This window comes from Kitasatospora sp. NPDC058032, from assembly GCF_042885845.1.
Classification (GTDB): Bacteria; Actinomycetota; Actinomycetes; order Streptomycetales; family Streptomycetaceae; genus Kitasatospora.
On sequence record NZ_JBHVRK010000008.1, the window covers coordinates 135,072 to 159,389 of the forward strand.

The following is a 24,318-nucleotide window of genomic DNA, read 5'->3' on the forward strand; positions in this document are numbered from 1 at the left end:
GGGGCGGCCGGCCCCCCTGCGGCCCGCCGGGTAGCCCCACCCCGCCCAACTGACCGTGACCCCGCCCCCCCCGGCCCCCCCGGGGGGCGGCGCCCCCCCACCACCTGCTGTTTTGTCGGTGGGACCTGGTACTACTTGGGGCGATGAGCAGCAGCACGCAGGGCAGTGACGAGGGCGGGGCGCCGGAGCAGCTGGCGTTCATCCGGGAGACGGTCCGCCGGGCCAAGCCGCGCACCTGGCGCGGTGCCAAGCGGGCCGAGCACCTGCCGGTCGCCCGGGTGGTCGTCGACAAGGGCGTGCTCACCATCGACAAGTTCTTCGACTACGAGGTGCCCGCCGCGATGGCCGAGGACGCCCGGCCCGGTGTGCGGGTCCGGGTGCGCTTCGGCGCGCGGGTGGTCAAGGGCCAGCGCGAGGGCGGGGAACTGCACGACGGCTTCATCGTCGCCCGGCTGGAGAAGAGCGACTTCCCCGGCCCGCTCGCCCCGCTCGCCCAGGTCCTCTCGCCCGAGCCGGTGCTCACCCCGCAGCTGCTGCGGCTGTGCCGCACCGTCGCCGACCGGTACGCGGGCACGCTGGCCGACGTCCTGCAGCTGGCGGTGCCGCCCCGGCACGCCAAGGCGGAGGCCGAGCCCTCGCCGCCGCCCCGGCCGCGCCCGGCCGCGCCCGCGCCCGGCGGCTGGTCCCGCTACCCGGCCGGCCCGGACTTCCTCGCCTCGCTGGCCGGCGGCGGCGCGCCCCGGGCGGTCTGGACGGCGCTGCCCGGTCCCGGCTGGCCGTACGAGATCGCCCGCGCCGTCGCCGCCACCCTGGCGGGCGGGCGCGGCGCCCTGGTGGTGCTGCCGGACGGCCGTTCGGTGGCCCGGGTCGACCGGGCGCTGACCGAGCTGCTCGGCGAGGGCCTGCACACCGTGCTGGCCGCCGACCTCGGCCCGCGCGAGCGCTACCGGCGCTGGCTGCAGGTCAGCCGCGGCTCGGTGCACGCCGCCGTCGGCACCCGGGCGGCGATGTTCGCGCCGGTGCACGACCTCGGTCTGGTGGTGGTCTGGTCCGACGGCGACTCCAGCCACAGCGACCCGCGCAACCCGCATCCGCACGTGCGGGAGGTCGCCCTGCTGCGCGCCGCCGAGGAGGGCGCCGCCGTCCTGCTCGGCGGGCACGCCGTCACCGTGGAGGGCGCCCAACTGGTGCGCACCGGGTGGGCCCGGGCGCTGGTCGCCGACCGGGAGACGGTGCGCCGCACCGCGCCGCGGGTGCGCACCGTCACCGACCTGGACCAGCACCGGGACGCCGCCGCGCAGGCCGCCCGGCTGCCCTCGGTCGCCTGGGAGACGGCCCGCGAGGGGCTGGCGGCCGGCGGGCCGGTGCTCATCCAGGTGCCCCGGCGCGGCTACGTCCCCCGGCTGGCCTGCGGGCGCTGCCGCACCCCCGCCCGCTGCCGGCGCTGCGAGGGCCCGCTGGAGGCGGCCGGGGCGGACGCGCCGCTGCGCTGCCAGTGGTGCGGCGAGGAGGAGCGGGACTGGCACTGCCCGGAGTGCGGCTCGTTCCGGCTGCGGGCGCAGGTGGTCGGGGCCCGTCGGACGGCCGAGGAGCTGGGCAAGGCGTTCCCGCGCGTCCCGGTGCGCACCTCCGGGCGGGACGCGGTGCTGCCGACCGTGCCGGACGAGCCCGCGCTGGTGATCTCCACGCCCGGCGCCGAGCCGGTCGTCGAGGGTGGCGGCGGGTACGCGGCGGCGCTGCTGCTGGACGGCTGGGCGCTGCTGAGCCGGCCCGACCTGCGGGCCGGGGAGGAGACGCTGCGGCTCTGGCTGGCCGCCGCCGCGCTGGTGCGGCCGGCCGCCGAGGGCGGGACGGTGGTGGTGGTCGCCGAGCCGACGGCGCGGCCGGTGCAGGCGCTGGTGCGCTGGGACCCGCTCGGGCACGCCGGGCTGGAGCTGGACGAGCGGTCCCAGCTGCACTTCCCGCCGGTCGCCCGGATGGCCTCGGTGACCGGCAGCCCGGCGGCGGTGGAGGACCTGCTGAACCTGGTCCGGCTGCCGACGGAGGCGGACGTGCTCGGGCCGGTGCCGGTGACGGCACTGCGGGGGGAGGAGCAGGAGCGCGCGCTGCTGCGGGTGCCGCCCGGGCAGGGGGCGGCGCTGGCGGCGGCGCTGAAGGCGGCGCAGATCGCGCGGATCGCGCTGCGGACGCCGGAGGCGGTCAAGGTGCGGATCGATCCGACGGACATCGGCTGAGGGCATCGGGTGCCGGGGCCGGGTCCGGGCGGCGGGGGGCGGGGGCGGACCGGACGTCGGGTGAGGGGCGCGGTGTCCGTGCCCGCGGTCCTCACCCGGCGTCCGGGGGCGTCAGCCGCGCAGCGGGACGCCGGGGCGGTCCAGCGCGGGGCGGTCGATGGTGCTGCGGTCGATCGTGCCGCGGTCGATGGGGCCGCGGTCGAGGCTGGTGCGGTCGAGACCGCCCTGGCGGGCGGCCGGGACGGTCGCGGCCAGTCCGGTGGGCGCGGGGGAGCGGTCGCGCTCCGGCGGGTGGACCGGGGCGTGCCCGGCCGCCGGGGTGTGGGCCGGCGCGTGGGCGACGGCCGGGGTGTGGCCGGCCGGGTGACCGGGCAGTTCCTCGGACCGGTCCGGCCGGCCCTGGCCCGGGACGGCGCCGCCCGCCGCCAGCAGTTCGCTGGTCGGCCGGCGCATCCCGTAGCGCCGGTGCACCGCCTGCTTGGTGACCCCGAGGGCGGAGCCCACCGAGTCCCAGGAGAAGCCCAGCGCGCGGTCGAACTCGACCGCCGCCGCCACCAGCGTCTCCACGCTCTCCCGCAGTTCCTGCGCCAGGCGCACCGTCGGCGCCGGGGCCCGCCCGTACACCACGAAGCCCGCCGAGGTGCTCGGGCGGCGCGGCCGGTAGACGTTGCCCAACTGGGCGGTGAGCGTCCGCAGGGCGTCGACCTGTCGCCTCACCCGCTCGATGTCCCGCACCAGCAGGTGCAGGCTCGCCCGCGCCCGGGCGTCGTGGTTGATCTGCTCGGCCATGGCTTACGTGCCACCTTCCGTACGGTTCGGCTAGGCCGGAGCGCCCTTCCCGCGCGCTCCGGCCACGGTCAATCCCACTTGACCAACGCCGGACCGCCCGCCGGGGTCACGCAGCCGGGGCGAGCGGGATGTGCCGGATCCCGCTCGGGGCGGATTGCATAGACTGGCCGACGGCCGTGTGCACGCCGCTTGGCCCGCCCGCTGCCAGTAGCCCGCACCCGCACCCGAACCCCGCGCCCGGACCTCGCGCCGGACCTCGACGGACAGGAGCCCGCATCCGTGGCGATCCAGCCGATCCGCATCTTCGGAGACCCCGTCCTGCGCGCCACCGCCCGGCCCGTCACCACCTTCGACAAGGAGCTCCGCACCCTCGTCAAGGACCTCACCGACACCATGCTCGACGCCCCCGGTGCCGGCCTGGCCGCGCCCCAACTCGGTATCTCCCTGCGGGTGTTCACCTACCACGTGGACGGCGTCACCGGGCACCTGGTCAATCCCGACCTGTCGCTCAGCGAGGAGGAGCAGGAAGGCCCCGAGGGCTGCCTCTCGCTGCCCGGTCTGCGCTACGACACCCGGCGCGCGCACGGCGTCGTCGCCAGGGGCTTCAACATGTACGGCGACCCGGTGACCGTCGAGGGCACCCAGCTGCTCGCCCGCTGCATACAGCACGAGACCGACCACCTCGACGGCATCATCTTCATCGACCGCCTGGACACCGAGCAGCGCAAGGCCGCGCTCAAGGCGATCCGCGAGGCGGAGTGGGGCCCCGGCCCCGCGCCGGTGGTCAAGGTCTCCCCGCACAGCACCTTCGGTGCGGCGCGCTGACGCCCGCCACCTCGAACCACGTCAACTCCGCACTGCAGAAAGGCACTTGATGCGCCTCGTGTTCGCCGGCACCCCCGAGGTCGCCGTTCCCGCCCTGGACGCCCTGCTCGCCTCCGACCGGCACGAGGTCGTCGCGGTGGTCACCCGCCCCGACGCCCCCGCGGGCCGCGGCCGCAAGCTCGTCGCCAGCCCGGTCGCCCAGCGCGCCGAGGAGGCCGGGATCGAGGTCCTCAAGCCGGCGAAGCCGAGCGACCCCGACTTCGTCGCCCGGCTCACCGAGCTCGCCCCCGACTGCTGCCCGGTCGTCGCCTACGGTGCCCTGCTGCGCCCCGGCGTGCTGGAGATCCCCACGCACGGCTGGGTCAACCTGCACTTCTCGCTGCTCCCCGCCTGGCGCGGCGCCGCCCCCGTCCAGCACGCGGTGCTGGCGGGCGACGAGGTCACCGGCGCGTCCACCTTCCTGATCGAGCAGGGCCTGGACTCCGGGCCGGTCTTCGGCGTGCTCACCGAGGAGGTCCGCCCCGCCGACACCAGCGGCGAGCTGCTGGAGCGGCTCGCCCACTCCGGCGCCCGGCTGCTCGCCGCCACCATGGACGGCATCGCCGACGGCACCCTGCACGCCGTCCCGCAGCCGGCCGAGGGCGTCACCCTCGCCCCCAAGATCACCGTTGAGGACGCCCGGATCGACTGGACCGCGCCCGCGCTGCGGGTGGACCGGGTGGTGCGCGGCTGCGCCCCCGCCCCCGGCGCCTGGACGGAGTTCCGCGGCGAGCGGCTCAAGGTCACCGGCCCGGTGCGGCTGCTGCCGGACGCCGCGGACCTCGCACCGGGCGAGCTGGCCGTCGGCAAGAACAGCGTCCGGGTCGGCACCGGCAGCCACGAGGTCGAGCTCGGCGAGGTCCGCCCGCAGGGCAAGAAGGCCATGCGGGCGGCCGACTGGGCGCGCGGCGCGCGCATCGAGTCCGGCGAGCGGTTCGGGGCGAGCGGCTGAGTCCGGCTTTCCGCGTTACTGTTCGAGAGATCCCGTCATAACCCCCGCAGCACTTTGAGGCACATCCCATGAGCACGACCGGCAGTACCCACGGCACCTCCGGCGCGTCCGCCGGCAAGCGCGCCCCGCGCCCGCACCGGCGCCCGAAGAAGGACCCGGCGCGCATCGTCGCCTTCCGCGCCCTGCGGGCCGTCGACGAGCGCGACGCGTACGCCAACCTCATCCTCCCCTCGCTGCTCCGCGAGGCCGAGCAGAAGGGCATGGAGCGGCGCGACGCGGCCCTCGCCACCGAGCTGGTCTACGGCACCCTCCGGCTCCAGGGCACCTATGACGCGATCATCGCCGCCTGCATCGACCGCCCGCTGAGCAAGGTCGACCCGCCGGTGCTCGACGTGCTCTCGCTCGGCGCCCACCAGCTGCTCACCACCCGCATCCCCAGCCACGCGGCCGTCTCGGCCACCGTCGAGCTGGCCCGCGTGGTGCTCGGCGACGGCAAGGCCAAGTTCGTCAACGCCGTGCTGCGCCGGATCAGCGCCCACGACATGGACGCCTGGATCGAGCGGGTCGCCCCGCCCTACGACCAGGACGCCGAGGACCACCTCGCCGTCGTGCACTCCCACCCGCGCTGGGTGGTCGCCGCGCTGTGGGACTCGCTCGGCCGCTGGCAGCCGGACGCCTCCGGGCGCGGCGCCGTCGAGGAGCTGCTGCGCGCCGACAACGAGCGCCCCGAGGTCACCCTGGTGGCCCGCCCCGGCCGGGCCACCGTCGGCGAACTGGCCGACGTGCTGCCCGAGGCCGAGCCGGGCCGCTGGTCCCCGTACGCGCTGCGGCTCGCCGAGGGCGGCGACCCGGGCTCGCTCACCGCGGTGCGGGAGAACCGGGCCGGCGTCCAGGACGAGGGCAGCCAGCTGGTCGCCCTCGCGCTCGCCGCCGCGCCGCTGGACGGCCCGGACCGGCTCTGGCTGGACGGCTGCGCCGGCCCCGGCGGCAAGGCCGCGCTGCTCGGCGCGCTCGCCGCCGAGCGCGGTGCGGCGCTGGTCGCCAGCGAGAAGCAGCCGCACCGGGCCCGGCTGGTCGCCCGGGCACTGGAAGGCAACCCCGGCCCGTACACCGTGATCGCCGCCGACGGCACCCACCCGGCCTGGCGCTCCGGCGGCTTCGACCGGGTCCTGGTGGACGTCCCGTGCTCCGGTCTCGGCGCCCTGCGCCGGCGCCCCGAGGCCCGCTGGCGCCGCCGGCCGCAGGACGTCGCCGCCTTCGGCCCGCTCCAGCGCGACCTGCTGCGCTCGGCCGTCGAGGCCACCCGGATCGGCGGCGTGGTCGGCTACGCCACCTGCTCCCCGCACCTCGCGGAGACCCGCGCGGTGGTGGACGACGTGCTGCGCACCGAGGGCGCCCGGCTCGAGTGGATCGACGCCCGGCCGCTGCTCCCCGGCGTCCCGGCGCTCGGCGACGGCCCGGACGCCCAGCTCTGGCCGCACCTGCACGGCACGGACGCGATGTACCTGGCGCTGCTGCGCCGTACGGCGTAGCAGCCGCGGTTCGGCGGCGCATCGGGGCCGGGCGTCCCGGTGCGCCGCCGTGCTGTCGGCCGGGGGCGGCGGGGGCGGTGAGGGCCGGTGGGGTCGGCGGGTGGCGGTCTGCTCAGCGGGCGGCTCAGCGGGCGGTCAGGGCGGGCACCGGGAGGGGCGCGAGCGGTCGGGGCGGGCCGGTGTGGGAGGCGACGACGCCGCGGACCAGGTCGCGCAGCCAGCGGTGGCCGGCGTCCTGGTCGTTGCGCGGGTGCCAGGCCATGCTGAGCACCACCTCGGGGAGGTCGACCGGCAGGGGGAAGGTGGTCAGGCCGAGGGCCTCGGCGGCCGGGGTGCCGAGGCGGGCCGGGGCGAGGCCGACGAGCTCGGAGTCGCGGAGCAGGAACAGCGCCGCCGGGTAGCTCGGTACGCTGGCCACCACACGTCGGGAGAGGCCGAGTTGGGCGAGGCGCTGGTCGAGCTGGCCGGTGCCGCGGCCGTGCCGGGAGACCGTGACGTGGTCGGCGGCGGCGAACTCCTCGGCGGTCGGGGGCGCGCCGTCGGTCAGTGGGTGTCCGGTGCGGGCGATGCCCACCAGGCGGGTGGTGGTGAGGGGTTCGGTGCGGGTCTCGGGGTCGAGGTGGTCGGTGACGCCGACCTCCAGGTCGATCACGCCGTCGCGCATCGCGCTGGTGCCCTCCAGGTCGTCCCCGAGGAAGCGCAGTGTCACGGCGGGCGCCTGGGCGCGGACGGTCGCCAGCAGGGCCGCGCCGATGGTGGTCAGCAGGACGTCGCCGGTCTGCAGGGTGAAGCGCCGGTTGAGCCCGGCGGGTTCGCCGGCGGCGGGCGGTATCAGCAGTGCCTGGCCCCGGCTGACCAGGGCGCGGACCTCGGAGCGCAGTTCCACCGCGCGCGGCGTCGGCACCAGCCCGCGGCCGGCCCGGACCAGGAGCGGATCGCCGAGCACCCGGCGCAGCCGCCCGAGCGTGCGGCTCATCGCCGGGGCCGAGGTGTGCAGGCGTTCGGCGGCACCCGTCACGCTGCCCTCCTCCAGCAGGGCGTCCAGGGCGACGAGCAGGTTGAGATCGAGGTCCGGCATGGGGTTCTCCGCTGATGGTCGGTCGGCTGGGTGGGGGTGTGGGGGCAGGGATGACCGGAGGTGGAAAGGGTGCTGACCCGGGTTCCGCGGGAGCGCATGGCGACTCGGCATCTAGCGTCGATCGCCACAACTCCCCTTGGGAGTAAAGGATCTGACGTGATGATTGACAATGACATGTTGGTGGATGCCTGCCAAGGAGGCCGTGTGCCGACCTTCCGTGCGAACCACGGCGTACGCCGGACGGCATGCCCAGGTGGTACAGACCAGTGGCTTCGCGCCGGTGCGCGCCCCGTTCGGCCCGTCGTGCCGTGCGGGCTCCGGGAAGGAGCGGAGTGGTGACCTTCTCCTCGTACGAGCAGTGGCGGCCGGCGCTCGCGCCGCGGCGGCAGGTGGACTGCCTGTGGACGCGGAGCAACGCCGGTGGGCCGTCGTACGGTCAGCTCATCGTGCCGGACGGGTGCGTGGACCTGGTGTGGTCGGACGGGGGGCTGGAAGTGGCCGGCCCGGACCATGCGCCCCGCAGCGCCCCGGTGCGGGGCGGTGCGGAGCTGGCCGGGGTGCGCTTCCGGCCCGGTGCGGCGAGCCTGCTGCTGGGCGCCGTACCGGTGCGGGAGCTGCGCGACCGCCAGGTGCCGTTTGCCGAGGTGGCCGGCGCGGCGGTGGTGGAGCGGCTCGGGGAGCGGCTGGCCCGGGCGCGCGGGCCGCGGGAGGTCGCGGCGGAGCTGGACGGCTTCGCGGCCGCGCTGGTGCCGGGGTGGGCGCCGGACCCGGTGGTCGAGCGGGCGGTGGCCGCCCTGGGGCGCGCGCAGGGGGCGCGACTGCCGGCGCTGGCGGCGGAACTGGGGCTCTCGGAGCGGCAGTTGCGCCGTCGGGTGACCGATGCGGTGGGCTACGGGCCGAAGACCCTGCACGCCGTGCTGCGCTTCCAGCGGGCGCTGACCTGGGCACGCTCGGAGGCCGGGCCCGAGGGCGAGGCACAGGATGGTCCGCAGAGTGGATCGCGGGGTGGATCGCGGGGTGGGGAGGGTGGCCGCGCGGGGGCCGGGCTGGCGGAGTTGGCGGTGCGGGCCGGGTACGCCGACCAGGCGCACCTCACGAGGGAGGTGCGCCGGTGGGCGGGGGTGCCGCCGACGGTGCTGTTGGGCCGGACGGCCCGGCCGGGGGCCTCGGGTCAGGCCCTCGACGCGTTGTCGTAGGAGCGGAGGGTGATCAGCGCCTGCACGGTCACGCCGGGGCGGGCCTCGGACTCGGTGGTCGCCGACCAGTGGGCCCAGTTGATCGGCCAGCCGCCGTCCGGCTGCTGGGCGGCGACGAGGTGGTCGAGGCTGCGGGCCAGCTCCTCGTCGGTGAACCAGTCGCGGGCCAGGCTGTCGGGCGTGCGGGCGTAGTCGTGCGGCAGGGGGTGCTCGCCCGGCGCGTAGCCCGGGGCGGTGCGCGCCTCCTCGGGCCTGGCCGGGTCGAGCAGCACGATCCGCTGCTCGCGGACGAGTGCGCCCAGCCGGGCGGCCGCGCTCCGGGCCCAGGCGGTGTCCGGGGCGGAGCCGAGCGAGTGCAGCGCGTCGAGGAAGCGCAGCGCGGCGCCGACCTCGTACGGGTGGGTCTCGCCGAGTTCCTCGACGGCGGTGCGGCAGAACGCGGTGGCGGCGGTGAGCCACGGGTGCTCGATGCCCTGGCGCAGCAGCGGGGCGACGATCTGCCCGGTGGCGAGCAGTGCGCCGACCGGCTTCGCACCGTCCTCGGGAACCGGCAGGAACGGCGGTCGCGGGTAGGGGCGCAGGCTCGGCAGGACGACGGGCACGCCCCCGTCGGGTGCGGTGACCTGGGCCAGCCAGTCGCAGACGGGCCAGGCGCGGGCATCGTCCAGGGCCCCGGCCTCCTCCATGGCGAGCAGTGCGGTGGGGGCGGCGATGGGCTGGGGGGCGGGTCCGCGGACGTCCGGTTCGATGCCGAAGGCGAAGCCGCCGTCGGCGCAGCGGTGGGCGACCAGGGCGGCGAGGACACCGGCGGGATCGGGCACGGTGCCGAACAGGTGGGTGAAGCGGCGTTGTTCGAGGACGCGCCCGGAGGTCCAGAGGAAGCGGGCGGCGTCGTCGAGCATGGTGGCCGTGAGGCGTGTGGTGCGGGTCATGGCTCGACCGTAGGCGGGGCGGGGGCGGCGGTCTTGAACGATTCGGACACGACCGGGGCGGCGCCCTGGGCGGGGTGCCGACGCCAATGGGCCTGCAGCGGGCGGTAGTCGGTCACCGTGATGCCGTGCTCGGCGAGCAGTTCGCGGGTGCGCGGGGCGACCAGGAAGGCGTGGTCGGCGCGGCGCACCCGCCAGCCGCCGTCGCCCGGACGGGTGACCGGCGTGCCGAGGCCGGGGTGGACGGCCCATTCGGTCAGGCCCGGCGGGAGCGCGGCGAGCAACCGGGCGTAGTGGGTGGACCGGTCGTCGAGCGGGACGGCGAAGCTGTCCAGGAAGGGGTGGTCGACCACCGGCAGCCCGTGGGCGCGCAGCCGCTCCAGGGCGGGGGCGAGCCAGATCCGCACGGCCAGGCCGTACTCGGCGCCGAGCGATAGGGCGAGGTCGAGGAGGTCGGGGCGGCCGGCGTCGGCCAGGCAGTGGAAGTCGAGGTGGGTCGGGTGCAGTCCCCGGCCGGTGGCGGCCTCGATCTGGGCGCGGAACTCCCGTTCCACCTCGTCCGCCTCGGCCCGGGCGAGCAGCCGGGCCCGGCCCTCGGGGGTGGCGGGGAACAGCCGTCCGGCGGGGTCGAGCAGCGAGGGGACGTCGGCGGCCGGCGCGAGCGGGCCCCAGCGGAACCCGGGCTCGTCGGTGTCGCACACCAGGGTGAGGTGGATCCCGAACGGCAGCCCGGGCCGCTCGCGCAGCAGGCGCAGTGCGTGCGCGGATCCCGGGCAGCCGGTCATCAGGCTGCAGGAGGCGGCGACGCCGTGGTCGATCGCCTCGATCACGGCGAGGTTGACGTCCTCGTTGAGGCCGAAGTCGTCGCAGTTGAGCAGCAGCAGGCGGGTGCCCGGCGGGTGGCCGAGCAACTCGGTGGCGAGGGGGGTCGGCTGGGTCACGCCCGCAGTCTGCCGGGGCCGGCGGGGTGGCGCAGCCCGTTTCTACCTGGCGGCGGGGCGGCGGGACGGGGGCCGGGCTCCTCAGGCCCCTCGGGCCCTTCAGACTTCGCGGGCGGCGCGGCGCCGGCGCTTGCCGAGCGGGGCCTGGGAGAGGTCCTCGGCCTGGGAACGGAGGTTCTTGTAGCCGTAGCCGCGTTCGTCGAGCCAGGCGCGGGCGGAGCGCTCGGCGCGTTCGGTGGCGTCGAGGATGTCCTCCTCGGCCTCGCCGGTGTCCTGGTAGCGGAAGGTGAAGACGGCGCGGGCGTTGAGGTCGTAGGCGAGGTGGCCCTCGGGGGTGAAGGCGGCAAAGAGGACGTCGTGGTCGGCGGCGCGGGACTGCAGTTCGGCGTGCTGCTCGGGGGTGAGGCCGTCGAAGACGCCGCGGACGGTGATGCGGAAGGTGCGCGTGGTCATCCGGCGAGGGTATGCCGTGCGACGGCGGGCGGGCGACGGGTTTTCGGGGGAGCGGACGGCGCCGCCCGCGTGACTACCGCTCGCCCCCGGGGCCGACCGGATCGGCCGGGCGGGCCGTCCGGACGCAGCTGTGGGGGAGCGGTGGGAATCCGTTGAACCCCCGCGTGGTGTAGGCGGTGGCGTAGGCGCCGCAGGAGAGGATCCACACCGGGTCGCCCGAGGCGGCGTCCCGGGGGACGGGCGTGCCGGCGCCCTCGTCGGCGAAGGCGTCGTCGCTGTCGCAGGTGGGGCCGGCGATCACGGCGGGCACGGTCGGGGCTCCGGCGCGGGTGGGGAACTCCAGCCGGTAGCGCAGCTCGTCCATCTCGTACAGGCCGTTGAACTTTCCGCAGCTCAGGAAGAGCCAGAACGACCTTTCCCCGCCCAGTTGTTGACGCTCCGTCAGACGTGTGACGTGGGCTCGGATCGCACCGTGGTCGGCGACCAGGTGGCGGCCCGGCTCCAGCAGGAACTCCAGTGGTCCGGCGGAGACTTCGCGCAGCCGCTGCATGCCCTCGCGGAGCACCGTGAACATCTTGTCGAGCGGGGGGTGCAGCGCAATCCCGTACCGGTCCAGGGCGCCGAGCGCGGGCAGGCCGCCGCCGAGGTTGACGTGGTCGAGCAGGATGCCGCGCCGGTTGGCCTCCTCGATCACCGCGGCGAGCGTGTCCAGTGCCTGTTGCCAGGCCTCGGAGGTGAGTTGCTGCGATCCGACGTGCACCGACAGTCCGGCCGGGGTCAGTCCGGCGTCCCGGGCTGCGGTCAGCACCCGGACGGCGTCCTCGGGGGAGCAGCCGAACTTGCGGCTCAGTCCCCACAGGGCGCCCTCGCCGGTGGTGGCGAGCCGGCAGAACACCCGGGCGCCGGGGGCGTGTTCGGCGAGCGCGGCGACGTCGGCCAGGCTGTCGGTGGCGTAGTCGCGCACACCGAGCGCGTAGGCCTCGGCGATCTGGCGGTCGGACTTGACGGTGTTGCCGTAGTGGATCCGCTCGACCGGGACACCGGTGCGCAGCGCCTGGGCGATCTCCTGCGGTCCGGCCGCGTCGAAGCCCGCGCCCCGGGCGGCCAGGCAGGCGAGCACCTCGTCGACGGGGCAGGCCTTCATCGCGAACCGGACGTCGATGCCGGGCAGTTCGCTCAGCAGGGCGTCGTACTGGGCCTCGATGCCGTCGAGGTCGAAGATGATCCGGTCGTCCTCGGCGGCGGCGAGGGCGGTGCGCAGGCGTCCGTAGTCGGGCATCATCGGCGCTCCGGCCGGCTGTTCCGGACGGGCCGGTGCCGGTGGGCCTCGGCGAAGCCATCGGGCTTCGGCATCACGTCACTCCAGGGTCGGTCGGAACGTCGGAACGTCGGGTTCGGTCGATGGCCGCTCGCTGTGCGCCGGGCGGAGGGAGGGGCCGCGGGGCATGGCGGGGCCGGGGGCCGGTTCCCGAGGGGAAGGGGGTGAGGGGGTGGGTATCCCGTCCGACAAGGAGTGCCGCTGCCTGTTCCGGCCTCGTCAAGCGGTGCTCCCCTAAGGTGGACTAGACCAACTTCCGGTGTCAACCCTCGTCCCGCCGCCTCCGGGCGGCGCTTCGCCGGAGGCTGGACGACCTGCCCTGACCTGCGCCGGAACCCGGGGGAGGGGGCGGGGTGGAGGGGCCCGCCGTCCGTCCGAACGGGATACGGAGGATCCTGTTCAGGCAGTCGCCGCTGCCTGAACAGGCAAGCGCCCCGACAGCCCGCCGATGTGACGCGGCGTCGGCCGGGGTGGGGACAACCCCCCTGCGGAGAGGTGGGATTGCCACCTGGTTCGTCCGCGCCGCCCGGCCTACGTTCGTAGTCGTCCGCCGGAGAGGCCGGCGGGCGGGACGAGCGCAAGGCCCGGTGGGCGAGGGGGACTTCGGCCCGGGGCGGATGGGGAGTGCGTGATGACGGCAGCGACGGGGCGTACCGGACGGACGGTACGGCTGGTGGCGGCGAGCGTGCTGGGGGCGGTGCTGGTCGGCACGCTGGCGCCGGCCGCCGGCGCCGCGGGGGCGTCCGGCTCGGTGGTCACCGTGGCGGCGCCGGACGCCGCGAAGCCGGTGGGTCCGGCCTTTGCCGCGGTCCAGGACGAGTTGAGCGCCGTGGTGAACGGCGGGGAGGCGACCTGGGGCCTGGCCCGGGTGGTGGACCACGGCCGGACGGTGTGGCGGGGCACCTCCGGGGTCGCCGACCTGGACGACCGGCGCCCGGTCGACCCGGACGGCCGGTTCCGGATCGGCAGCCTGACCAAGACGTTCACCGCCACCGTGGTGCTCCAGCTGGTCGGTGAGGGCCGGGTCCGGCTCGACGACCCGGTGTCCGCCCACCTGCCCGGGGTGGTGCCGGGCGGCGAGCGGATCACCGTGCGCCAGCTGCTCAACCACACCAGCGGGCTGTACAACTACACCGACGACCAGCGGTTCGTGCCCCGGACGGCGGAAGGCGTCGAGGCATGGGTCGCCACCGGCCGCTGGCGCACCTGGACGGCGGAGGAGATCGTCGCCGGCGCCGTGTCCCACCCGCCGTACTTCGCGCCCGGCGCGTCCTGGCACTACTCCAACACCAACTACCTGCTCGCCGGCATGATCATCCGGAAGGTCACCGGGAACGACTGGAACCAGGAGGTGGAGCGGCGCATCATCCGGCCGCTCGGCCTGCGCCAGACCTCGATGCCGACCACTTCGCCGCTGATCACCGGCTCGCACGCGCACCTCTACACCCAGCTGCCCGGCGGCCCGGTCGACACCACGCTGATCAACCCCTCCGCGGGCGGCGCCGCCGGGGCGGGCATCTCCAGCGCCGCCGACCTCGCCCGCTTCCACGCCGCGCTGTTCGGCGGGCGGCTGCTGCGCCCGGCCGAGCTGGCCGCGCTGAAGACCACCGTCGACACCGGCACGCCCGGCTACCGGTACGGCCTCGGCGTGGGGAGCGTGGACCTGGGCTGCGGAGTGGCCTGGGGCCACGCCGGCTCGATCTACCGCAACATCTCGTACCTGCTCGGCACCGAGGACGGCGGGCGGCAGGCCGTCGTCGCCGCCGGTCAGTACAGCTACCGGGACGCCGACGACGTGTTCGGCGGGCTGTCGCAGGCGGCCGCCTGCGCGGCGCTCGGCTCCGGGGCGGGCAGCGGGGCGGGCGCCGGGTCCTGAGGCGAGGCCGGCACCGGCGACGTGCTCCCCCTCGGCCCCGAGGGGGAGCACGTCGCGGCGGACTCAGAGCGCGACGGTCCTCAGGTACGAGCCGTCGCCGCGGATCCCGGCGAGCAGCAGCGCGTGCCCGCCCGGGGCGACCGCCGCCGCCGAGACGCCGTCCAGGCCGAAGCCGGTGAGCGTCTCGCCCGGCAGATTGGCGTCGGTCGCGGTGTCGTAGGCGAGCACGGCGGCCTGCGGCGTCCAGCTGTCCTTGAGCAGGTAGAGCCGCCCGCCGTCCGGGCTGACCGCCACGTAGTGGAGGTCGACCGGCGCGTTGGCGAAGGTGAAGACCGGCCGCGCGACATCGGTGACGGTGTTCACGGCGTACCCGGTGCCGGCCGAGGCCTGCGCGCCCAGCGCGTACAACCGCAGGCCGTCCGGCGAGGCGGCCAGCTCGGTGGCGGCGCCGAGCCGGTCGACGGTGCGCAGGGCGGTCGGCGCCGGGGTGGTGGTGTCGAGGTGCTCGACGCCCAGGTCGGTGGCGACGTACGCCGCGGCGCCGCCGGCCTGCAGCGTCAGCCCGTTCACGCCGTAGCCGCGCAGCGGCAGCGCGCCGGCGAACGCGCCCCGGCCGGTGTCGAACACCAGGACCCGGCCGGGCCGCACGCCCTGTCCGTCGCCGGCCGGGCCGTTCTGGCCGGTGTAGACCTTCGAGCCGTCCGCGCTCACCGCCAGCCCGGTGAGCGCACCCGCGGCCCAGCCGTCCGGCCGCGCCTGGTCGGGGGCCGGGGTGCGGGAGAGCACGGTGCCGGCGGCTGTGTCCACCGTCACCAGCCGGTCCGCGACGACCACGTAGAGCCGCCGGCCGTCCTGGCTCACCACGGGCTTCCCGGCGGCGCCGTCCTCGGCCAGCGGCAGCTCGGCGACGACCGCGCCGCTGCGCAGGTCCACCGTCCGCAGCACGACCGGGGTCCGGCTGCCCGACCGGTCGGCGGCCACGACGTACGCCTTCAACCCTTCCGGGCTGACGGCCAGGCCGAGCGCACGCCAGCCGACGGCGGTGCCGGTGACGCTGCTGCCGGTGATGCTGCCGGAGGCTCCCGGTGCCGGGTCGGCGGCGGCTGCCCCGGCGCCGGCCCCGGTCAGCAGGAGCGCCGCGGCTGCCGCCAGAGCGCCGGTCCAACGGACCTTCCACACACGCGAATTCATGATTCCCCACTCTATGGTCTAGACCTCATGTCGTGGTGCGAGGGCAACGCTAGAGCACCCGGAGGGCCGTGCCGCGTCGGTTTTTGGACCTTGTGCGCGCGGGGCGCCGGTCGGCCGCCGGGCACGCGTCCGAAGCTCGTCGGGCGCTCGCCGGGCACTCGTCGGCTGCTCGCGGGGCGTGCGCGGGCATGGTTCCCGGATCGGCCATAGGTCCGCCCTATGGGGTCATAGATCGACACCGCCTACAGTGGCAAGGTCCGACCGGGTTGGGTGGGAGTGGGGCACCCTCGCCCGTCCGCCCCGACCGGACCGGGCTCCGTCCCGTTCCGTTCCGTTGCGGCTCGTTCCGGTCCGTTCCGGCACCGTTCCGCTCTTTTTCGTTCGTTTACGTTCGGAGGATCGCCCCGTCATGACCCGCCCGATCCGCGTCGCGATCGTCGGCGCCGGCCCCGCCGGCATCTACGCCGCCGATGCCCTGCTGAAGTCCGACGCCGCCCAGCAGCCCGGGGTCTCCATCGACCTCTTCGAGCGGATGCCCGCGCCGTTCGGACTGATCCGGTACGGCGTGGCGCCCGACCACCCGCGGATCAAGGGGATCATCACCGCGCTGAACCAGGTGCTGGACAAGCCGCAGATACGTTTGTTCGGCAACGTCGACTACCCCTCCGACGTCACGCTGGACGACCTGCACCGCTTCTACGACGCCGTGGTCTTCTCCACCGGCGCGATGGCCGACCGCGCGCTCGACATCCCCGGTGTCGGGCTGGACGGCTCCTACGGCGCCGCCGACTTCGTCTCCTGGTACGACGGCCACCCGGACGTGCCGCGCACCTGGCCGCTGGAGGCCGAGAAGGTCGCCGTGCTCGGCGCCGGCAACGTCGCCCTGGACGTCGCCCGCATCCTCGCCAAGACCGCCGACGAGCTGCTGCCCACCGAGATCCCGCCGAACGTCCACGAGGGCCTGAAGCGCAACCGGGCCCTGGAGGTGCACGTCTTCGGCCGCCGCGGCCCGGCCCAGGCCAAGTTCAGCCCGATGGAGCTGCGCGAGCTCGACCACTCGCCGAACATCGAGGTCATCGTCAACCCCGAGGACATCGACTACGACGACGGCTCGATCGCCGAGCGGCGCGGCGCCAAGCACGTCGACATGGTCGCCTCGACCATCGAGAACTGGGCCATCCGCGACGTCGGCGACCGCCCGCACCGGCTCTACCTGCACTTCTTCGAGTCCCCGGTGGAGGTGCTGGGCGAGGACGGCCAGGTGGTCGGGCTGCGCACCGAGCGCACCGAGCTCGACGGCACCGGCAATGTGCGCGGCACCGGAAAGTTCACCGACTGGGACGTGCAGTCCGTCTACCGGGCGATCGGCTACTACTCCGACGAACTGCCCAAGCTGCCGTTCGACCCGGTCTCCGGCACCGTCCCGAACGCGGCCGGCCGGGTGCTCGCCGCCGACGGCTCGCACCAGGACGCCGTGTACGTGACCGGCTGGATCAAGCGCGGTCCGGTCGGCCTCATCGGCCACACCAAGGGCGACGCCAACGAGACCGTCGCCTGCCTGCTCGCCGACCACACCGAGGGCCGCCTGCCCGGCGCCGTCGAACCCGAGCCGGAGGCGGTCGTCGGGTACCTGCGGGAGCGCGGCGTCCGCTACACCACCTGGCAGGGCTGGCACGAGCTGGACGCCGCCGAGCGCGCCCTGGGCGCGGCGGAGGGGCGCGAGCGGGTCAAGGTCGTGGAGCGGGAGGACATGCTCCGGCACAGCGGGGCGTGACCGGCCCCGTAGCGGCCGCGGCCGGTCGCGGAACGTCCGTGACCGGCCACCGCACCTGTGCGAGGCGCCCCGTCACACCTCGGCGGGCGGCGGGGCGAGGACGACCGGCCACGCGTCGTCGCCCGCCAGCACGTCGTCCAGCGCGAGCCCCGGGCCGGCGCTGAACACGGCGGTCGCGGTGGCGGCCCGGGCGTACAGCCCCGGGTCGACCACCGCGTCCGCGTGCAGCACCAGCGCCGCCTCGGGCGCGGCGGGCGAGCGTTCCGGGAAGGCGTCCGGGTCGGCGCCGATCTGCCGGAGCGTGAACGGGTACGCCGCCACGGCGACGGTCAGCCGGTCGCCGTCGAGCGAGTGCTCCGCCCAGCCGTCGGTGGGGAGCAGGAAGAACGCGCCGTCCCCCTCGTAGCCGTACCAGCCCAGTTTGGCGACGGCCTGCTCCCCGGGCGGGCCGTCCGGGTCGACGAGCAGCGCCACCACGGGCGCGTCCGGGTCGTCGGGGTTGATGCCGCTGCGTACGTAGAGCCGGGCCACGGGCGACCTCCGGTCGGGGGAGCGGGCGGACGGGGCGGTGGTGCCGGGGAGACGCTATCGCGGGCCGCTGTCGGTGGAACCGGCGAAGGCGGTCGTCCGCGGTCGGGTCGTTCCTGCGGCGGTGGAGCGTGATCCGGGCGTCGTTGCCGCCGGTCCGGGGCGGACGCTTCCTTCACTTGCTTGTCATGTGCGCGACTTTAACGGGATGCCGGCGGGTCCGACAGGAGAACCGCGCGCTCCGGATCGGGTGCCGCCACGGCCGGCGTCGTGGCCGCCGACGGGGCTGCCGACGGGGCCGTGGCCGCGGCGGGCTTCGCGTGCGCCGCCCGGACCCTCCGGCGGTGCGCCGCGGCGAGGTGGCGGGTGAGGGCGAGGCCGGCGAGGAGGGCCGCCAGCGCGCAGACGCCCGGCCAGCCGGCCAGCGCATGGGCGCGCAGACCGAGCCAGGAGCCGACACTGCCGCCGAGGTAGCCGAAGGTCATGTACGCGGTGTTGAGCCGGCTGCGGGACTCGTCGCTCAGGTCGTAGACGCGGGTCTTGTTGGCGACCATGCCGGACTGCATCGCGACGTCCAGCAGCAGCGTCCCGGCCACCAGGACGACCAGGCCCACCGCGCCGCCCCCGCCCCCGGCGACCAGGACGGCGGTCGCGGCGAGGGTGCCGAGCAGGGAGGCCAGGTTCACTGGGTCGGCGCCCCGGCGGTCCACCGCACGTCCGGCGAACGGGGTGCAGAGCATCGTCGCCGCGCCGACCAGTGCGACCAGCCCCACCGCGGAGGCGCCCAGCCCGTAGGCCGGGCCGGTGAGCAGCAGCGGCAGGCAGGTCCAGACGGCGGAGAAGCCGGCGAAGACGGTGGCCTGGTAGAGACCGGAGCGGCGCAGCTCCGGTTCGGTGCGCAGCAGCCGCAGTGGCGCGGCCAGCAGCGCCCAGTACGCGTCCCGCCCGGGCGGCGCGGCGGCGGTGCCGGCCGGCAGTGCGCGGGTCAGCACGGCCGCGAGCAGCAGCGTCAGCGCCCCCGCCACCAGGTACGGCGCGCGCCAGCCCAGCCACTCGCCGAGCGTGCCGCTGAAGGTGCGGGCCAGCAGCATGCCGCCGGTCGAGCCGCTCAGCAGTGTGCCCAGCACCGCCCCGCGCCGGTCCGCGGCCACCAGCCCGGCCGCCATCGGCGATATCACCTGGGCGGCGACCGTGGTGACGCCGATCGCGAAGCTCACCGCGACCAGCACCGGAAGTGTCGGTGCGGCGCCGGCCGCGAACAGTTCGAGGCCGGTGAGCCCGATCAGGGTGACCAGCAGCGGGCGGCCGGGGAGCCGGTCGCCGAGCGGAACCAGTAGGAATATCCCTGCGGTGTAACCGATCTGAGTGGCCGTCACCACGGAGGCGGCGGCGCCCTTGGACGTGCCCAGGCCGGCGGCGATCAGCGGAGTGATCGCCTGGGCGAAGTAGATGGTGCCCACCCCGACGGCGCAGGTGAGGGAGAGCAGCAGGAGGAGTCGGCGGGTCATGCGAGGAGGTTGGCGCGGCGCGGGGCCGGCGACAACCGATGTAGCGTGGCGCTTCATGGTCGTCACCTTCGAGTTGGGCGTCGAGGATCTCGCGGACACCCGCTTCGCCCTCTCGCCGCTGCAGGAGACCGTGCTCAGCCTGCGCGTGCTGCGCGAGCCCGGCCTGTCGGCCCTGCACCTGCCGTGGCGGCGCGCCGCACTCCGGGCGATCGGCGAACTCGACTCGTTCGACGGTGAGTTGCTGCTCGCGCTGGTCGCCGAGCGGCGGACCGTGCCGGACTTCCTCACCCCGCGTCCGCCGGTCTTCGCGCCCGCCTTCGAGGAGGAGCTGGCCGCCGTCCGCCGCACCGTGCCCGAGGTGGTCCGCCGCGACCTGGTGCACACCCACCTGCCGGACCCGCCGCCGGAGCCGCTGCGCGCCGCCCTCGGCGGCGATGCCGAGGTGGGCAGGCTGCGCGACCGGATCTGCGAACTCCTGCAGCGGTACTGGGAGATCACCCTGCGGCCGGAGTGGCCGAGGATGCGGCTGCTGCTGGAGGCCGACATGACGTACCGCGCCCGTCGGCTCGCGGTCGGAGGGGCCCGCCTGCTTTTCGCCGACATGCACCCGTTCCTGCGCTGGCACCGCGGCGTCCTGCACATCACCGACATGCTCAGCCACCACCACGTCGCCGCCGCCGGACGCGGTCTGCTGCTCGTCCCGTCCGTGTTCGCCCACAAACCGGCACCGCCGCTCAGCCCGGACGGCGCGCCCGCGCTCGCGTACCCCTGCCGCGGTGTGGCGACCCTCTGGCCCGGGCCGCCGCCCGCCGTCGACGGGCCGGCGTCCGCGCACGCGCTCGCCGTGCTGGCGCCGCTGGTCGGGGCGGCCAAGGCCCGGCTGCTCACCATGCTGGACGAGCCGCTGGCCACCGTCGAACTCGCCCGCCGGCTGCGGGTGACGCCCAGCGCCGTCTCCCAGCACCTGCGGGTGCTGCACGCCGCCGCGCTGGTCGCCCGGGTCCGTGACGGCCGTCAGGTGCTCTACCGGCGGACCGTGCTCGGCGACCGACTGGCGGGCGGCGGGGGCTGACGGGGGCTGACGGGCATCGGGGCTGACGGGGGCTGATCGATCAGGGCAGCACCAACCAGCGGCGGCCGTCCAGGAGTTCACGGGCGGCGTCGAGGTGGCCGGCGTGGCAGGCGGTCTCGGTGATCACGTGCAGCAGCACGTCGTGCAGGCTGTGCAGGTGCGGCTCGCCGAACAGGTCGTGCGGCCACCAGGCGAGGGCGCGGTCGGCCGGGGTGGCGGCGATCACGGCGTCGGCGAGCGCGGTCTCGTGGCGGTACCGGTCGAGGACGTCGGCGGCGGGCACGTCGGAGCCCACCCGCCAGGCGTCCTCCTCGTCCGCGAGGCGGTGGATCACCGCCTCGTCGCCGGCGACCACCGCGCGGAACCAGAACCGTTCGACGTCCAGCGTGAGGTGCTGGACCAGCCCGAGGCAGTGCCAGCCGGACGGCAGGACGGGGCGCCGCAGGGCCTCGTCGTCCAGGCCGTCGAGGATGCCGAGGACGTGGCGCCGCTGGGCGTCGAGGGAGCGGAGCAGCGCGGTGGTGCCGTTGTGGTCGCCGGTCATGCGGCGGCCGGGGCGGCGGTGGTGGCGGCGGTGGTGAGGGTGGCCGGGTCGGTGTTGGCGCCGCACAGGACGACGCAGACCCGCTCGCCCTCGGCCGGGCGGTAGCCGTGCTCGCCGCTCTCGTCGTCCTGCCCGGCGAGCAGGGCGGCGAGGGCGGTGGCGGCGCCGTGCTCGACGGCGATCCGGCGGTCCTCCCAGAGCCCCTGCCGGGCCCGGACGATCGTGGCGTCCGGGACGAGGACGGAGCGCACGCCCTCGTGCCGCGCCGCGTCCACGGCCAGGGCGGTGGCGCGGCGGGCACCGAGGGAGTCGGCGGCCACCGAGTCGACGGTGACGTCCACCGGTCCGCCCGTCGCGAGGGCGGCGTGCAGCGCGCGCGAGCCCTCCGGCTCGACCGCCACCACGCGCACGCCGTGCTCGCGGGCGGCCGCGGCCACCCCCGCGAACAGCCCGCCGCCGCCCACCGCGACCAGCACCGTGTCCAGCCCGGGCAGCCGCTCGTGGACCTCCTCCAGCAGGGTGCCCGCGCCCGCCGCGATCAGCGGGTGGTCGTACGCGTGACTCGCCAGCGCGCCGGCGGTCGCGGCGTACTCCTCGCAGGCGGCCAGCGCCTCGGCGTACTCCGCGCCGACCAGCCGGACGTCCGCCCCGTACGAGCGCAGCCGGGCGACCTTCACGCCGGGCGCGTTGGCGGGCAGGAACACGGTGGCCCGCACGCCCTGCTGCCGCGCCGCCCACGCGCAGGCCAGCCCGGCGTTGCCGCCCGAGGCGATGGTGACCCCGGCGTCCGGCAGGGTGCCGGCCTCCCGGTGGGCCCGGAGGAAGTTCTGCGCCCCGCGCGCCTTGAACGAACCGGTGTGCTGAAGGTACTCCAGGGCCAGCCACGGCCCGCCGTCCCCGCCCGGCGCGAGCACCACGGGGCGGACGCGGCCCGCGATCCGTTCCGTGGCCGCCTTGATGTCGTCGTAGCCGAGCTGGTGCCCCATCGTGTACCGCCTCCACGTTCGCGTACCGCCGTTCCCGGTACCGGGTACCGTACGAAGCACCGGGGCGGCCTGCCAAGCTGTGCGGGCGGGGCCGCTCCCCGGCACTGGCACGACCGGAACCGAGAACCGAGAACCGAGAACGGAGGCCGACGAGATGATCGGTGCGCTGCTGATCGCCGTCCTGGCACTCGTCGTCGGGGGCTGCGTCTGCGTGGTGTGGGCCGACCGGGGCGGCCCCCGGTGGACCCGGGCCGTGGCCGCCGCCACCGTCGGCGCCGGGCGCACGCTGCGCCGCTACCAGAAGTCCCAGCGCCGCCAGGTGAGCAGCGGCGACGGCGACGGCGGCGACGGGTACTGAGGCCCCCGGGTTCCCGCGTCAGGGTTTCCCTTTCCATCGGGCCCGGAGCCCCGGAGGGTTCAGTTCTCCGCGGATCCATGCCCCTGGAGGCATCCGCCGACCGTGCCGAGGGCACCGCGCCCGGGCGGGGGCGCTGCTCAGCCCCGGCGCTCCAGCCGCTCCAGGCGGATGCTGACCGTCCGCCAGAGCCAGACCACCGAGAGCGGCAGGGTCACCAGCCCGACGCCGACCGCGTCGCGCATCCGACCGTCCGTGACGGCGGCGCAGTGGGTGTAGTCCCGGCCGCTGTAGTACTCGTAGAACATCGGCGAGCCGCAGTCCACCGAGGTGCCGTTCGGGAACTCGTGCGAGGCCGGTACGAAGGCCAGCCCGACCGCCCACAGCCACGCGCCGAGCGCCAGCAGCCCCAGCAGGTGCACGCCCTTCCCCCATGCGCCCTCGGCCCGCCGCCACGCCCGCGCGTCCCGCTCCCGCAGGAGCGCCCCGATCTCCCCGGTCTCCATGCCCCGTCCCCCGCTCTCTGTGCGATCGATGGCCGAGGAGAGCATCCCAGGTCGCCCTCCCCGGCCGTCGGCGGGGTCGGGTCAGAAGTCGAAGAACGCGCCGGCGGTGCGTTGCAGGACGCAGTGGTTGCCGTAGGTGTGCTGGAAGGAGAGCTGCCGGCCCCGGTACACGCCGGTGGCGGTCACGGTGTACGGGTCGTAGAGGTCGTTGCAGACGCCGGGGTTGACGTTCAGTCGGTCGAGGTCGCCGTTGACGGAGTCGAGCAGCCGACAGGCGGTGATCGGGTCGGGGTGGGTGGTGGCGCCGTCCGGCGGGCAGTCGAGGGTGACGACGTGCGGCATGCCGGCGCCGGGCGTCGCGCCGTGCGCCACCGTGAGCCGCAGGCTCGCTTCCGTGGCCGGGGCGATGGGGGCGACGGCGTTGGCGGTGCCCGAGAGGGCGGAGGTGAACAGGGTGGTCACGAGGAGGGCGAGGGCTCGGGTCGTCTTCACGTCCGGCGCAACGACCCGCCGGCGAGCAGGTCACGGCCGGTTGGAGCGCCGGAGTGGGAAGTCGGCGGGTCCGACTTTCCGCGCCCGGAGGAGGGTAAGTCGGTCGACAGGGCGAGATCGGTTGGCGCAGAGTCACGTCATGGCTGATCTGTCCTCCTCCTCGTTCCCGGATTCCTACGAGCTGCGGGCGGCGACCGTCGCCGATGCCGGCGCGATCTACGAGCTGGTCGCCGCCCGCGAGCGCGAACTCCTGGGCCGTCCCGACACCGAGCCCGACCGCATAGCCGCGGACCTCACCCTGCCCGGTCTCGACCCGGCCGTCGACACGCTGCTGGTGTACGACACGGCCGAGTGCCTCGTCGGCCGGGCCTGGGTGCACGGCGGCCGACGCAGCGCGGTCGACGTCCACCCCGACCACCGGGGGAGGGGGCTGGGCAGCGCCCTGCTCGACTGGGCCGAGGCGCGGGCACGGCAGGCGGGCGGTGAACGGCTCAGCCAGACGCTCTCGGACGGCGACCGGGCGGCGGTGGGGCTGTTGCGGTCGCGGGGGTACGAGCCGTTCGTCACCCAGTGGCTGCTGGAGATCGAGATGCCCGCCGAACCCGTGCTGCCCGGCCCGCCGCCCGGTATCACCGTGCGGCCCTTCCGGCCCGGCGACGAACGGGCCGCGTACCGGCTCACCGAGGACGCGTTCGACGAGTGGCAGAAGCGGCGGAAGTCCTACGAGGAGTGGGCCCGGAACACCGTCGAGCTCGACACGTTCGAGTCGGAGCTCTCGGCGGTGGCGTTCGCCGGTGACGAGATGGTCGGTGCGGTGCTGTCGCTGAACGTCCCGGACACCGACGAGGGTTACGTCGAGCGGGTCGCCGTCCGGAAGGACCACCGGAACCGGGGGATCGCCCGTTTGCTGTTGCAGACGTCGTTCCGGGCCTTCTACCGCCGGGGCCGCCGGACGTGCACGCTGTGGACGCATTCGGAGACCGGCGCGCTGTCGCTGTATCAGCGCGTGGGCATGACGGTCCGTCGGGGCTCGGCGGTCTACGGCAAGGCGCTCGGCGTCGAGTAGAGCGAGCCGGTGGGGGAGTGGGGTGTGGGGGGGTGGGCGGTACCCCACCACCAGACACGCCGCCCCGGCCGGTGAGGGGGGGGTGGTGGGGGGGGGGGTCGCGGGGCCCACTTAAGAAGCCCCCCCCCCCCCGC

At 75.7% G+C, this 24,318-nt stretch carries 22 protein-coding genes and 1 pseudogene; 10 read left to right on the forward strand and 13 right to left on the reverse strand.

All coding sequences use genetic code 11. From position 1 onward, the window contains the following. Window positions 1-143 precede the first annotated feature (143 nt). The gene (locus ACFVUH_RS15750) at window positions 144-2,234 is read left to right on the forward strand and encodes a primosomal protein N' (protein WP_387913673.1); all 2,091 of its coding nucleotides are present in this window, start codon (window positions 144-146) and stop codon (window positions 2,232-2,234) included. A 437-nt stretch (window positions 2,235-2,671) separates the two neighbouring features. Here ACFVUH_RS15750 and ACFVUH_RS15755 read toward each other — a convergent pair. Next, window positions 2,672-3,023 (reverse strand): annotated as a pseudogene (locus ACFVUH_RS15755) (hypothetical protein); the annotation flags it as partial. Between the two features lie 279 nt (window positions 3,024-3,302). Here ACFVUH_RS15755 and def point away from each other — a divergent pair. The 3 genes from def to ACFVUH_RS15770 all read left to right on the forward strand — a co-directional run bounded on the left by def (window position 3,303) and on the right by ACFVUH_RS15770 (window position 6,371). Further along, a complete protein-coding gene (gene def, locus ACFVUH_RS15760; RefSeq protein ID WP_355375518.1) occupies window positions 3,303-3,848 on the forward strand; it encodes a peptide deformylase in 546 nt (181 codons plus the stop codon). A gap of 49 nt (window positions 3,849-3,897) precedes the next feature. Then, window positions 3,898-4,839: a methionyl-tRNA formyltransferase gene (fmt, locus tag ACFVUH_RS15765; RefSeq protein WP_387913675.1), complete on the forward strand. Its 942-nt coding sequence runs from the start codon at window positions 3,898-3,900 to the stop codon at window positions 4,837-4,839. A 68-nt stretch (window positions 4,840-4,907) separates the two neighbouring features. Then, window positions 4,908-6,371 carry an RsmB/NOP family class I SAM-dependent RNA methyltransferase gene (locus ACFVUH_RS15770; RefSeq protein WP_387913676.1) on the forward strand — a complete coding sequence of 488 codons (1,464 nt, stop codon included), beginning with the start codon at window positions 4,908-4,910 and terminating at the stop codon, window positions 6,369-6,371. Window positions 6,372-6,495: 124 nt separating this feature from the next. Here ACFVUH_RS15770 and ACFVUH_RS15775 read toward each other — a convergent pair whose 3' ends face one another. Continuing rightward, window positions 6,496-7,449, reverse strand: a complete 954-nt coding sequence (locus ACFVUH_RS15775) for a LysR family transcriptional regulator (RefSeq protein ID WP_387913678.1) — start codon at window positions 7,447-7,449, stop codon at window positions 6,496-6,498. A gap of 335 nt (window positions 7,450-7,784) precedes the next feature. Between ACFVUH_RS15775 and ACFVUH_RS15780 the strand changes: the two genes are divergently transcribed. Continuing rightward, the gene (locus ACFVUH_RS15780; RefSeq protein ID WP_387913679.1) at window positions 7,785-8,645 is read left to right on the forward strand and encodes a DUF6597 domain-containing transcriptional factor; all 861 of its coding nucleotides are present in this window, start codon (window positions 7,785-7,787) and stop codon (window positions 8,643-8,645) included. Here ACFVUH_RS15780 and ACFVUH_RS15785 read toward each other — a convergent pair. The 4 genes from ACFVUH_RS15785 to ACFVUH_RS15800 all read right to left on the reverse strand — a co-directional run bounded on the left by ACFVUH_RS15785 (window position 8,621) and on the right by ACFVUH_RS15800 (window position 12,247). After that, window positions 8,621-9,577, reverse strand: a complete 957-nt coding sequence (locus ACFVUH_RS15785) for a hypothetical protein (RefSeq protein ID WP_387913681.1) — start codon at window positions 9,575-9,577, stop codon at window positions 8,621-8,623. The two genes, ACFVUH_RS15780 and ACFVUH_RS15785, sit on opposite strands and share 25 nt — an antisense overlap. Beyond that, window positions 9,574-10,515: a polysaccharide deacetylase family protein gene (locus ACFVUH_RS15790; RefSeq protein ID WP_387913683.1), complete on the reverse strand. Its 942-nt coding sequence runs from the start codon at window positions 10,513-10,515 to the stop codon at window positions 9,574-9,576. The genes ACFVUH_RS15785 and ACFVUH_RS15790 overlap by 4 nt, the downstream gene beginning before the upstream one ends. Before the next feature lie 99 nt (window positions 10,516-10,614). Continuing rightward, on the reverse strand, window positions 10,615-10,968 hold the full coding sequence (locus tag ACFVUH_RS15795; protein WP_387913685.1) for a DUF6204 family protein: 354 nt from the start codon (window positions 10,966-10,968) through the stop codon (window positions 10,615-10,617). A gap of 73 nt (window positions 10,969-11,041) precedes the next feature. Further along, window positions 11,042-12,247, reverse strand: a complete 1,206-nt coding sequence (locus ACFVUH_RS15800) for a type III PLP-dependent enzyme (RefSeq protein WP_387913886.1) — start codon at window positions 12,245-12,247, stop codon at window positions 11,042-11,044. Window positions 12,248-12,917: 670 nt separating this feature from the next. Here ACFVUH_RS15800 and ACFVUH_RS15805 point away from each other — a divergent pair. Next, the gene (locus tag ACFVUH_RS15805) at window positions 12,918-14,162 is read left to right on the forward strand and encodes a serine hydrolase domain-containing protein (RefSeq protein ID WP_387913687.1); all 1,245 of its coding nucleotides are present in this window, start codon (window positions 12,918-12,920) and stop codon (window positions 14,160-14,162) included. A 63-nt stretch (window positions 14,163-14,225) separates the two neighbouring features. Here the strand turns inward: ACFVUH_RS15805 and ACFVUH_RS15810 are convergent, their stop codons facing one another. Further along, the gene (locus ACFVUH_RS15810; protein ID WP_387913688.1) at window positions 14,226-15,353 is read right to left on the reverse strand and encodes a hypothetical protein; all 1,128 of its coding nucleotides are present in this window, start codon (window positions 15,351-15,353) and stop codon (window positions 14,226-14,228) included. Window positions 15,354-15,762: 409 nt separating this feature from the next. On the opposite strand from ACFVUH_RS15810, the gene ACFVUH_RS15815 reads away from it, so the two are divergent. After that, window positions 15,763-17,127 (forward strand): FAD-dependent oxidoreductase, encoded by a 1,365-nt coding sequence (locus tag ACFVUH_RS15815; RefSeq protein ID WP_355368102.1) that lies wholly within the window; start codon window positions 15,763-15,765, stop codon window positions 17,125-17,127. Window positions 17,128-17,199: 72 nt separating this feature from the next. Here the strand turns inward: ACFVUH_RS15815 and ACFVUH_RS15820 are convergent, their stop codons facing one another. Further along, window positions 17,200-17,658, reverse strand: a complete 459-nt coding sequence (locus tag ACFVUH_RS15820) for a hypothetical protein (protein WP_355368100.1) — start codon at window positions 17,656-17,658, stop codon at window positions 17,200-17,202. Between the two features lie 197 nt (window positions 17,659-17,855). After that, window positions 17,856-19,163, reverse strand: a complete 1,308-nt coding sequence (locus ACFVUH_RS15825; protein WP_387913691.1) for an MFS transporter — start codon at window positions 19,161-19,163, stop codon at window positions 17,856-17,858. A 55-nt stretch (window positions 19,164-19,218) separates the two neighbouring features. Between ACFVUH_RS15825 and ACFVUH_RS15830 the strand changes: the two genes are divergently transcribed. Next, on the forward strand, window positions 19,219-20,235 hold the full coding sequence (locus ACFVUH_RS15830) for a helix-turn-helix domain-containing protein (protein WP_387913692.1): 1,017 nt from the start codon (window positions 19,219-19,221) through the stop codon (window positions 20,233-20,235). Window positions 20,236-20,275: 40 nt separating this feature from the next. Here the strand turns inward: ACFVUH_RS15830 and ACFVUH_RS15835 are convergent, their stop codons facing one another. Further along, complete coding sequence (locus tag ACFVUH_RS15835; protein ID WP_387913693.1) at window positions 20,276-20,779, reverse strand: DinB family protein; 504 nt, start codon at window positions 20,777-20,779, stop codon at window positions 20,276-20,278. Further along, window positions 20,776-21,765: a threonine/serine dehydratase gene (locus ACFVUH_RS15840; protein WP_387913695.1), complete on the reverse strand. Its 990-nt coding sequence runs from the start codon at window positions 21,763-21,765 to the stop codon at window positions 20,776-20,778. The genes ACFVUH_RS15835 and ACFVUH_RS15840 overlap by 4 nt, the downstream gene beginning before the upstream one ends. 154 nt (window positions 21,766-21,919) lie before the next feature. On the opposite strand from ACFVUH_RS15840, the gene ACFVUH_RS15845 reads away from it, so the two are divergent. Then, window positions 21,920-22,123 carry a hypothetical protein gene (locus ACFVUH_RS15845; RefSeq protein ID WP_355368085.1) on the forward strand — a complete coding sequence of 68 codons (204 nt, stop codon included), beginning with the start codon at window positions 21,920-21,922 and terminating at the stop codon, window positions 22,121-22,123. A 137-nt stretch (window positions 22,124-22,260) separates the two neighbouring features. On the opposite strand, the gene ACFVUH_RS15850 is transcribed toward ACFVUH_RS15845, so the two are convergent. Both ACFVUH_RS15850 and ACFVUH_RS15855 read right to left on the reverse strand, forming a co-directional pair. Further along, a complete protein-coding gene (locus ACFVUH_RS15850; protein ID WP_387913697.1) occupies window positions 22,261-22,626 on the reverse strand; it encodes a hypothetical protein in 366 nt (121 codons plus the stop codon). Between the two features lie 81 nt (window positions 22,627-22,707). Beyond that, the gene (locus ACFVUH_RS15855; RefSeq protein ID WP_387913699.1) at window positions 22,708-23,118 is read right to left on the reverse strand and encodes an SSI family serine proteinase inhibitor; all 411 of its coding nucleotides are present in this window, start codon (window positions 23,116-23,118) and stop codon (window positions 22,708-22,710) included. A 139-nt stretch (window positions 23,119-23,257) separates the two neighbouring features. On the opposite strand from ACFVUH_RS15855, the gene ACFVUH_RS15860 reads away from it, so the two are divergent. Continuing rightward, window positions 23,258-24,184 (forward strand): GNAT family N-acetyltransferase, encoded by a 927-nt coding sequence (locus ACFVUH_RS15860; protein WP_387913701.1) that lies wholly within the window; start codon window positions 23,258-23,260, stop codon window positions 24,182-24,184. The last annotated feature ends 134 nt before the right edge of the window (window positions 24,185-24,318 follow it).

What these genes read in the sequence shown, in the direction of transcription:
- ACFVUH_RS15750 (WP_387913673.1), top strand. Translation starts at nt 144, where the DNA reads ATGAGCAGCAGCACGCAGGGCAGTGACGAGGGCGGGGCGCCGGAGCAG.
- fmt (WP_387913675.1), top strand. Translation starts at nt 3,898, where the DNA reads ATGCGCCTCGTGTTCGCCGGCACCCCCGAGGTCGCCGTTCCCGCCCTG.
- ACFVUH_RS15770 (WP_387913676.1), top strand. Translation starts at nt 4,908, where the DNA reads ATGAGCACGACCGGCAGTACCCACGGCACCTCCGGCGCGTCCGCCGGC.
- ACFVUH_RS15775 (WP_387913678.1), bottom strand. Translation starts at nt 7,449, where the DNA reads ATGCCGGACCTCGATCTCAACCTGCTCGTCGCCCTGGACGCCCTGCTG.
- ACFVUH_RS15785 (WP_387913681.1), bottom strand. Translation starts at nt 9,577, where the DNA reads ATGACCCGCACCACACGCCTCACGGCCACCATGCTCGACGACGCCGCC.
- ACFVUH_RS15795 (WP_387913685.1), bottom strand. Translation starts at nt 10,968, where the DNA reads ATGACCACGCGCACCTTCCGCATCACCGTCCGCGGCGTCTTCGACGGC.
- ACFVUH_RS15800 (WP_387913886.1), bottom strand. Translation starts at nt 12,247, where the DNA reads ATGCCCGACTACGGACGCCTGCGCACCGCCCTCGCCGCCGCCGAGGAC.
- ACFVUH_RS15805 (WP_387913687.1), top strand. Translation starts at nt 12,918, where the DNA reads ATGACGGCAGCGACGGGGCGTACCGGACGGACGGTACGGCTGGTGGCG.
- ACFVUH_RS15810 (WP_387913688.1), bottom strand. Translation starts at nt 15,353, where the DNA reads ATGAATTCGCGTGTGTGGAAGGTCCGTTGGACCGGCGCTCTGGCGGCA.
- ACFVUH_RS15815 (WP_355368102.1), top strand. Translation starts at nt 15,763, where the DNA reads ATGACCCGCCCGATCCGCGTCGCGATCGTCGGCGCCGGCCCCGCCGGC.
- ACFVUH_RS15825 (WP_387913691.1), bottom strand. Translation starts at nt 19,163, where the DNA reads ATGACCCGCCGACTCCTCCTGCTGCTCTCCCTCACCTGCGCCGTCGGG.
- ACFVUH_RS15830 (WP_387913692.1), top strand. Translation starts at nt 19,219, where the DNA reads ATGGTCGTCACCTTCGAGTTGGGCGTCGAGGATCTCGCGGACACCCGC.
- ACFVUH_RS15835 (WP_387913693.1), bottom strand. Translation starts at nt 20,779, where the DNA reads ATGACCGGCGACCACAACGGCACCACCGCGCTGCTCCGCTCCCTCGAC.
- ACFVUH_RS15840 (WP_387913695.1), bottom strand. Translation starts at nt 21,765, where the DNA reads ATGGGGCACCAGCTCGGCTACGACGACATCAAGGCGGCCACGGAACGG.
- ACFVUH_RS15845 (WP_355368085.1), top strand. Translation starts at nt 21,920, where the DNA reads ATGATCGGTGCGCTGCTGATCGCCGTCCTGGCACTCGTCGTCGGGGGC.
- ACFVUH_RS15850 (WP_387913697.1), bottom strand. Translation starts at nt 22,626, where the DNA reads ATGGAGACCGGGGAGATCGGGGCGCTCCTGCGGGAGCGGGACGCGCGG.
- ACFVUH_RS15860 (WP_387913701.1), top strand. Translation starts at nt 23,258, where the DNA reads ATGGCTGATCTGTCCTCCTCCTCGTTCCCGGATTCCTACGAGCTGCGG.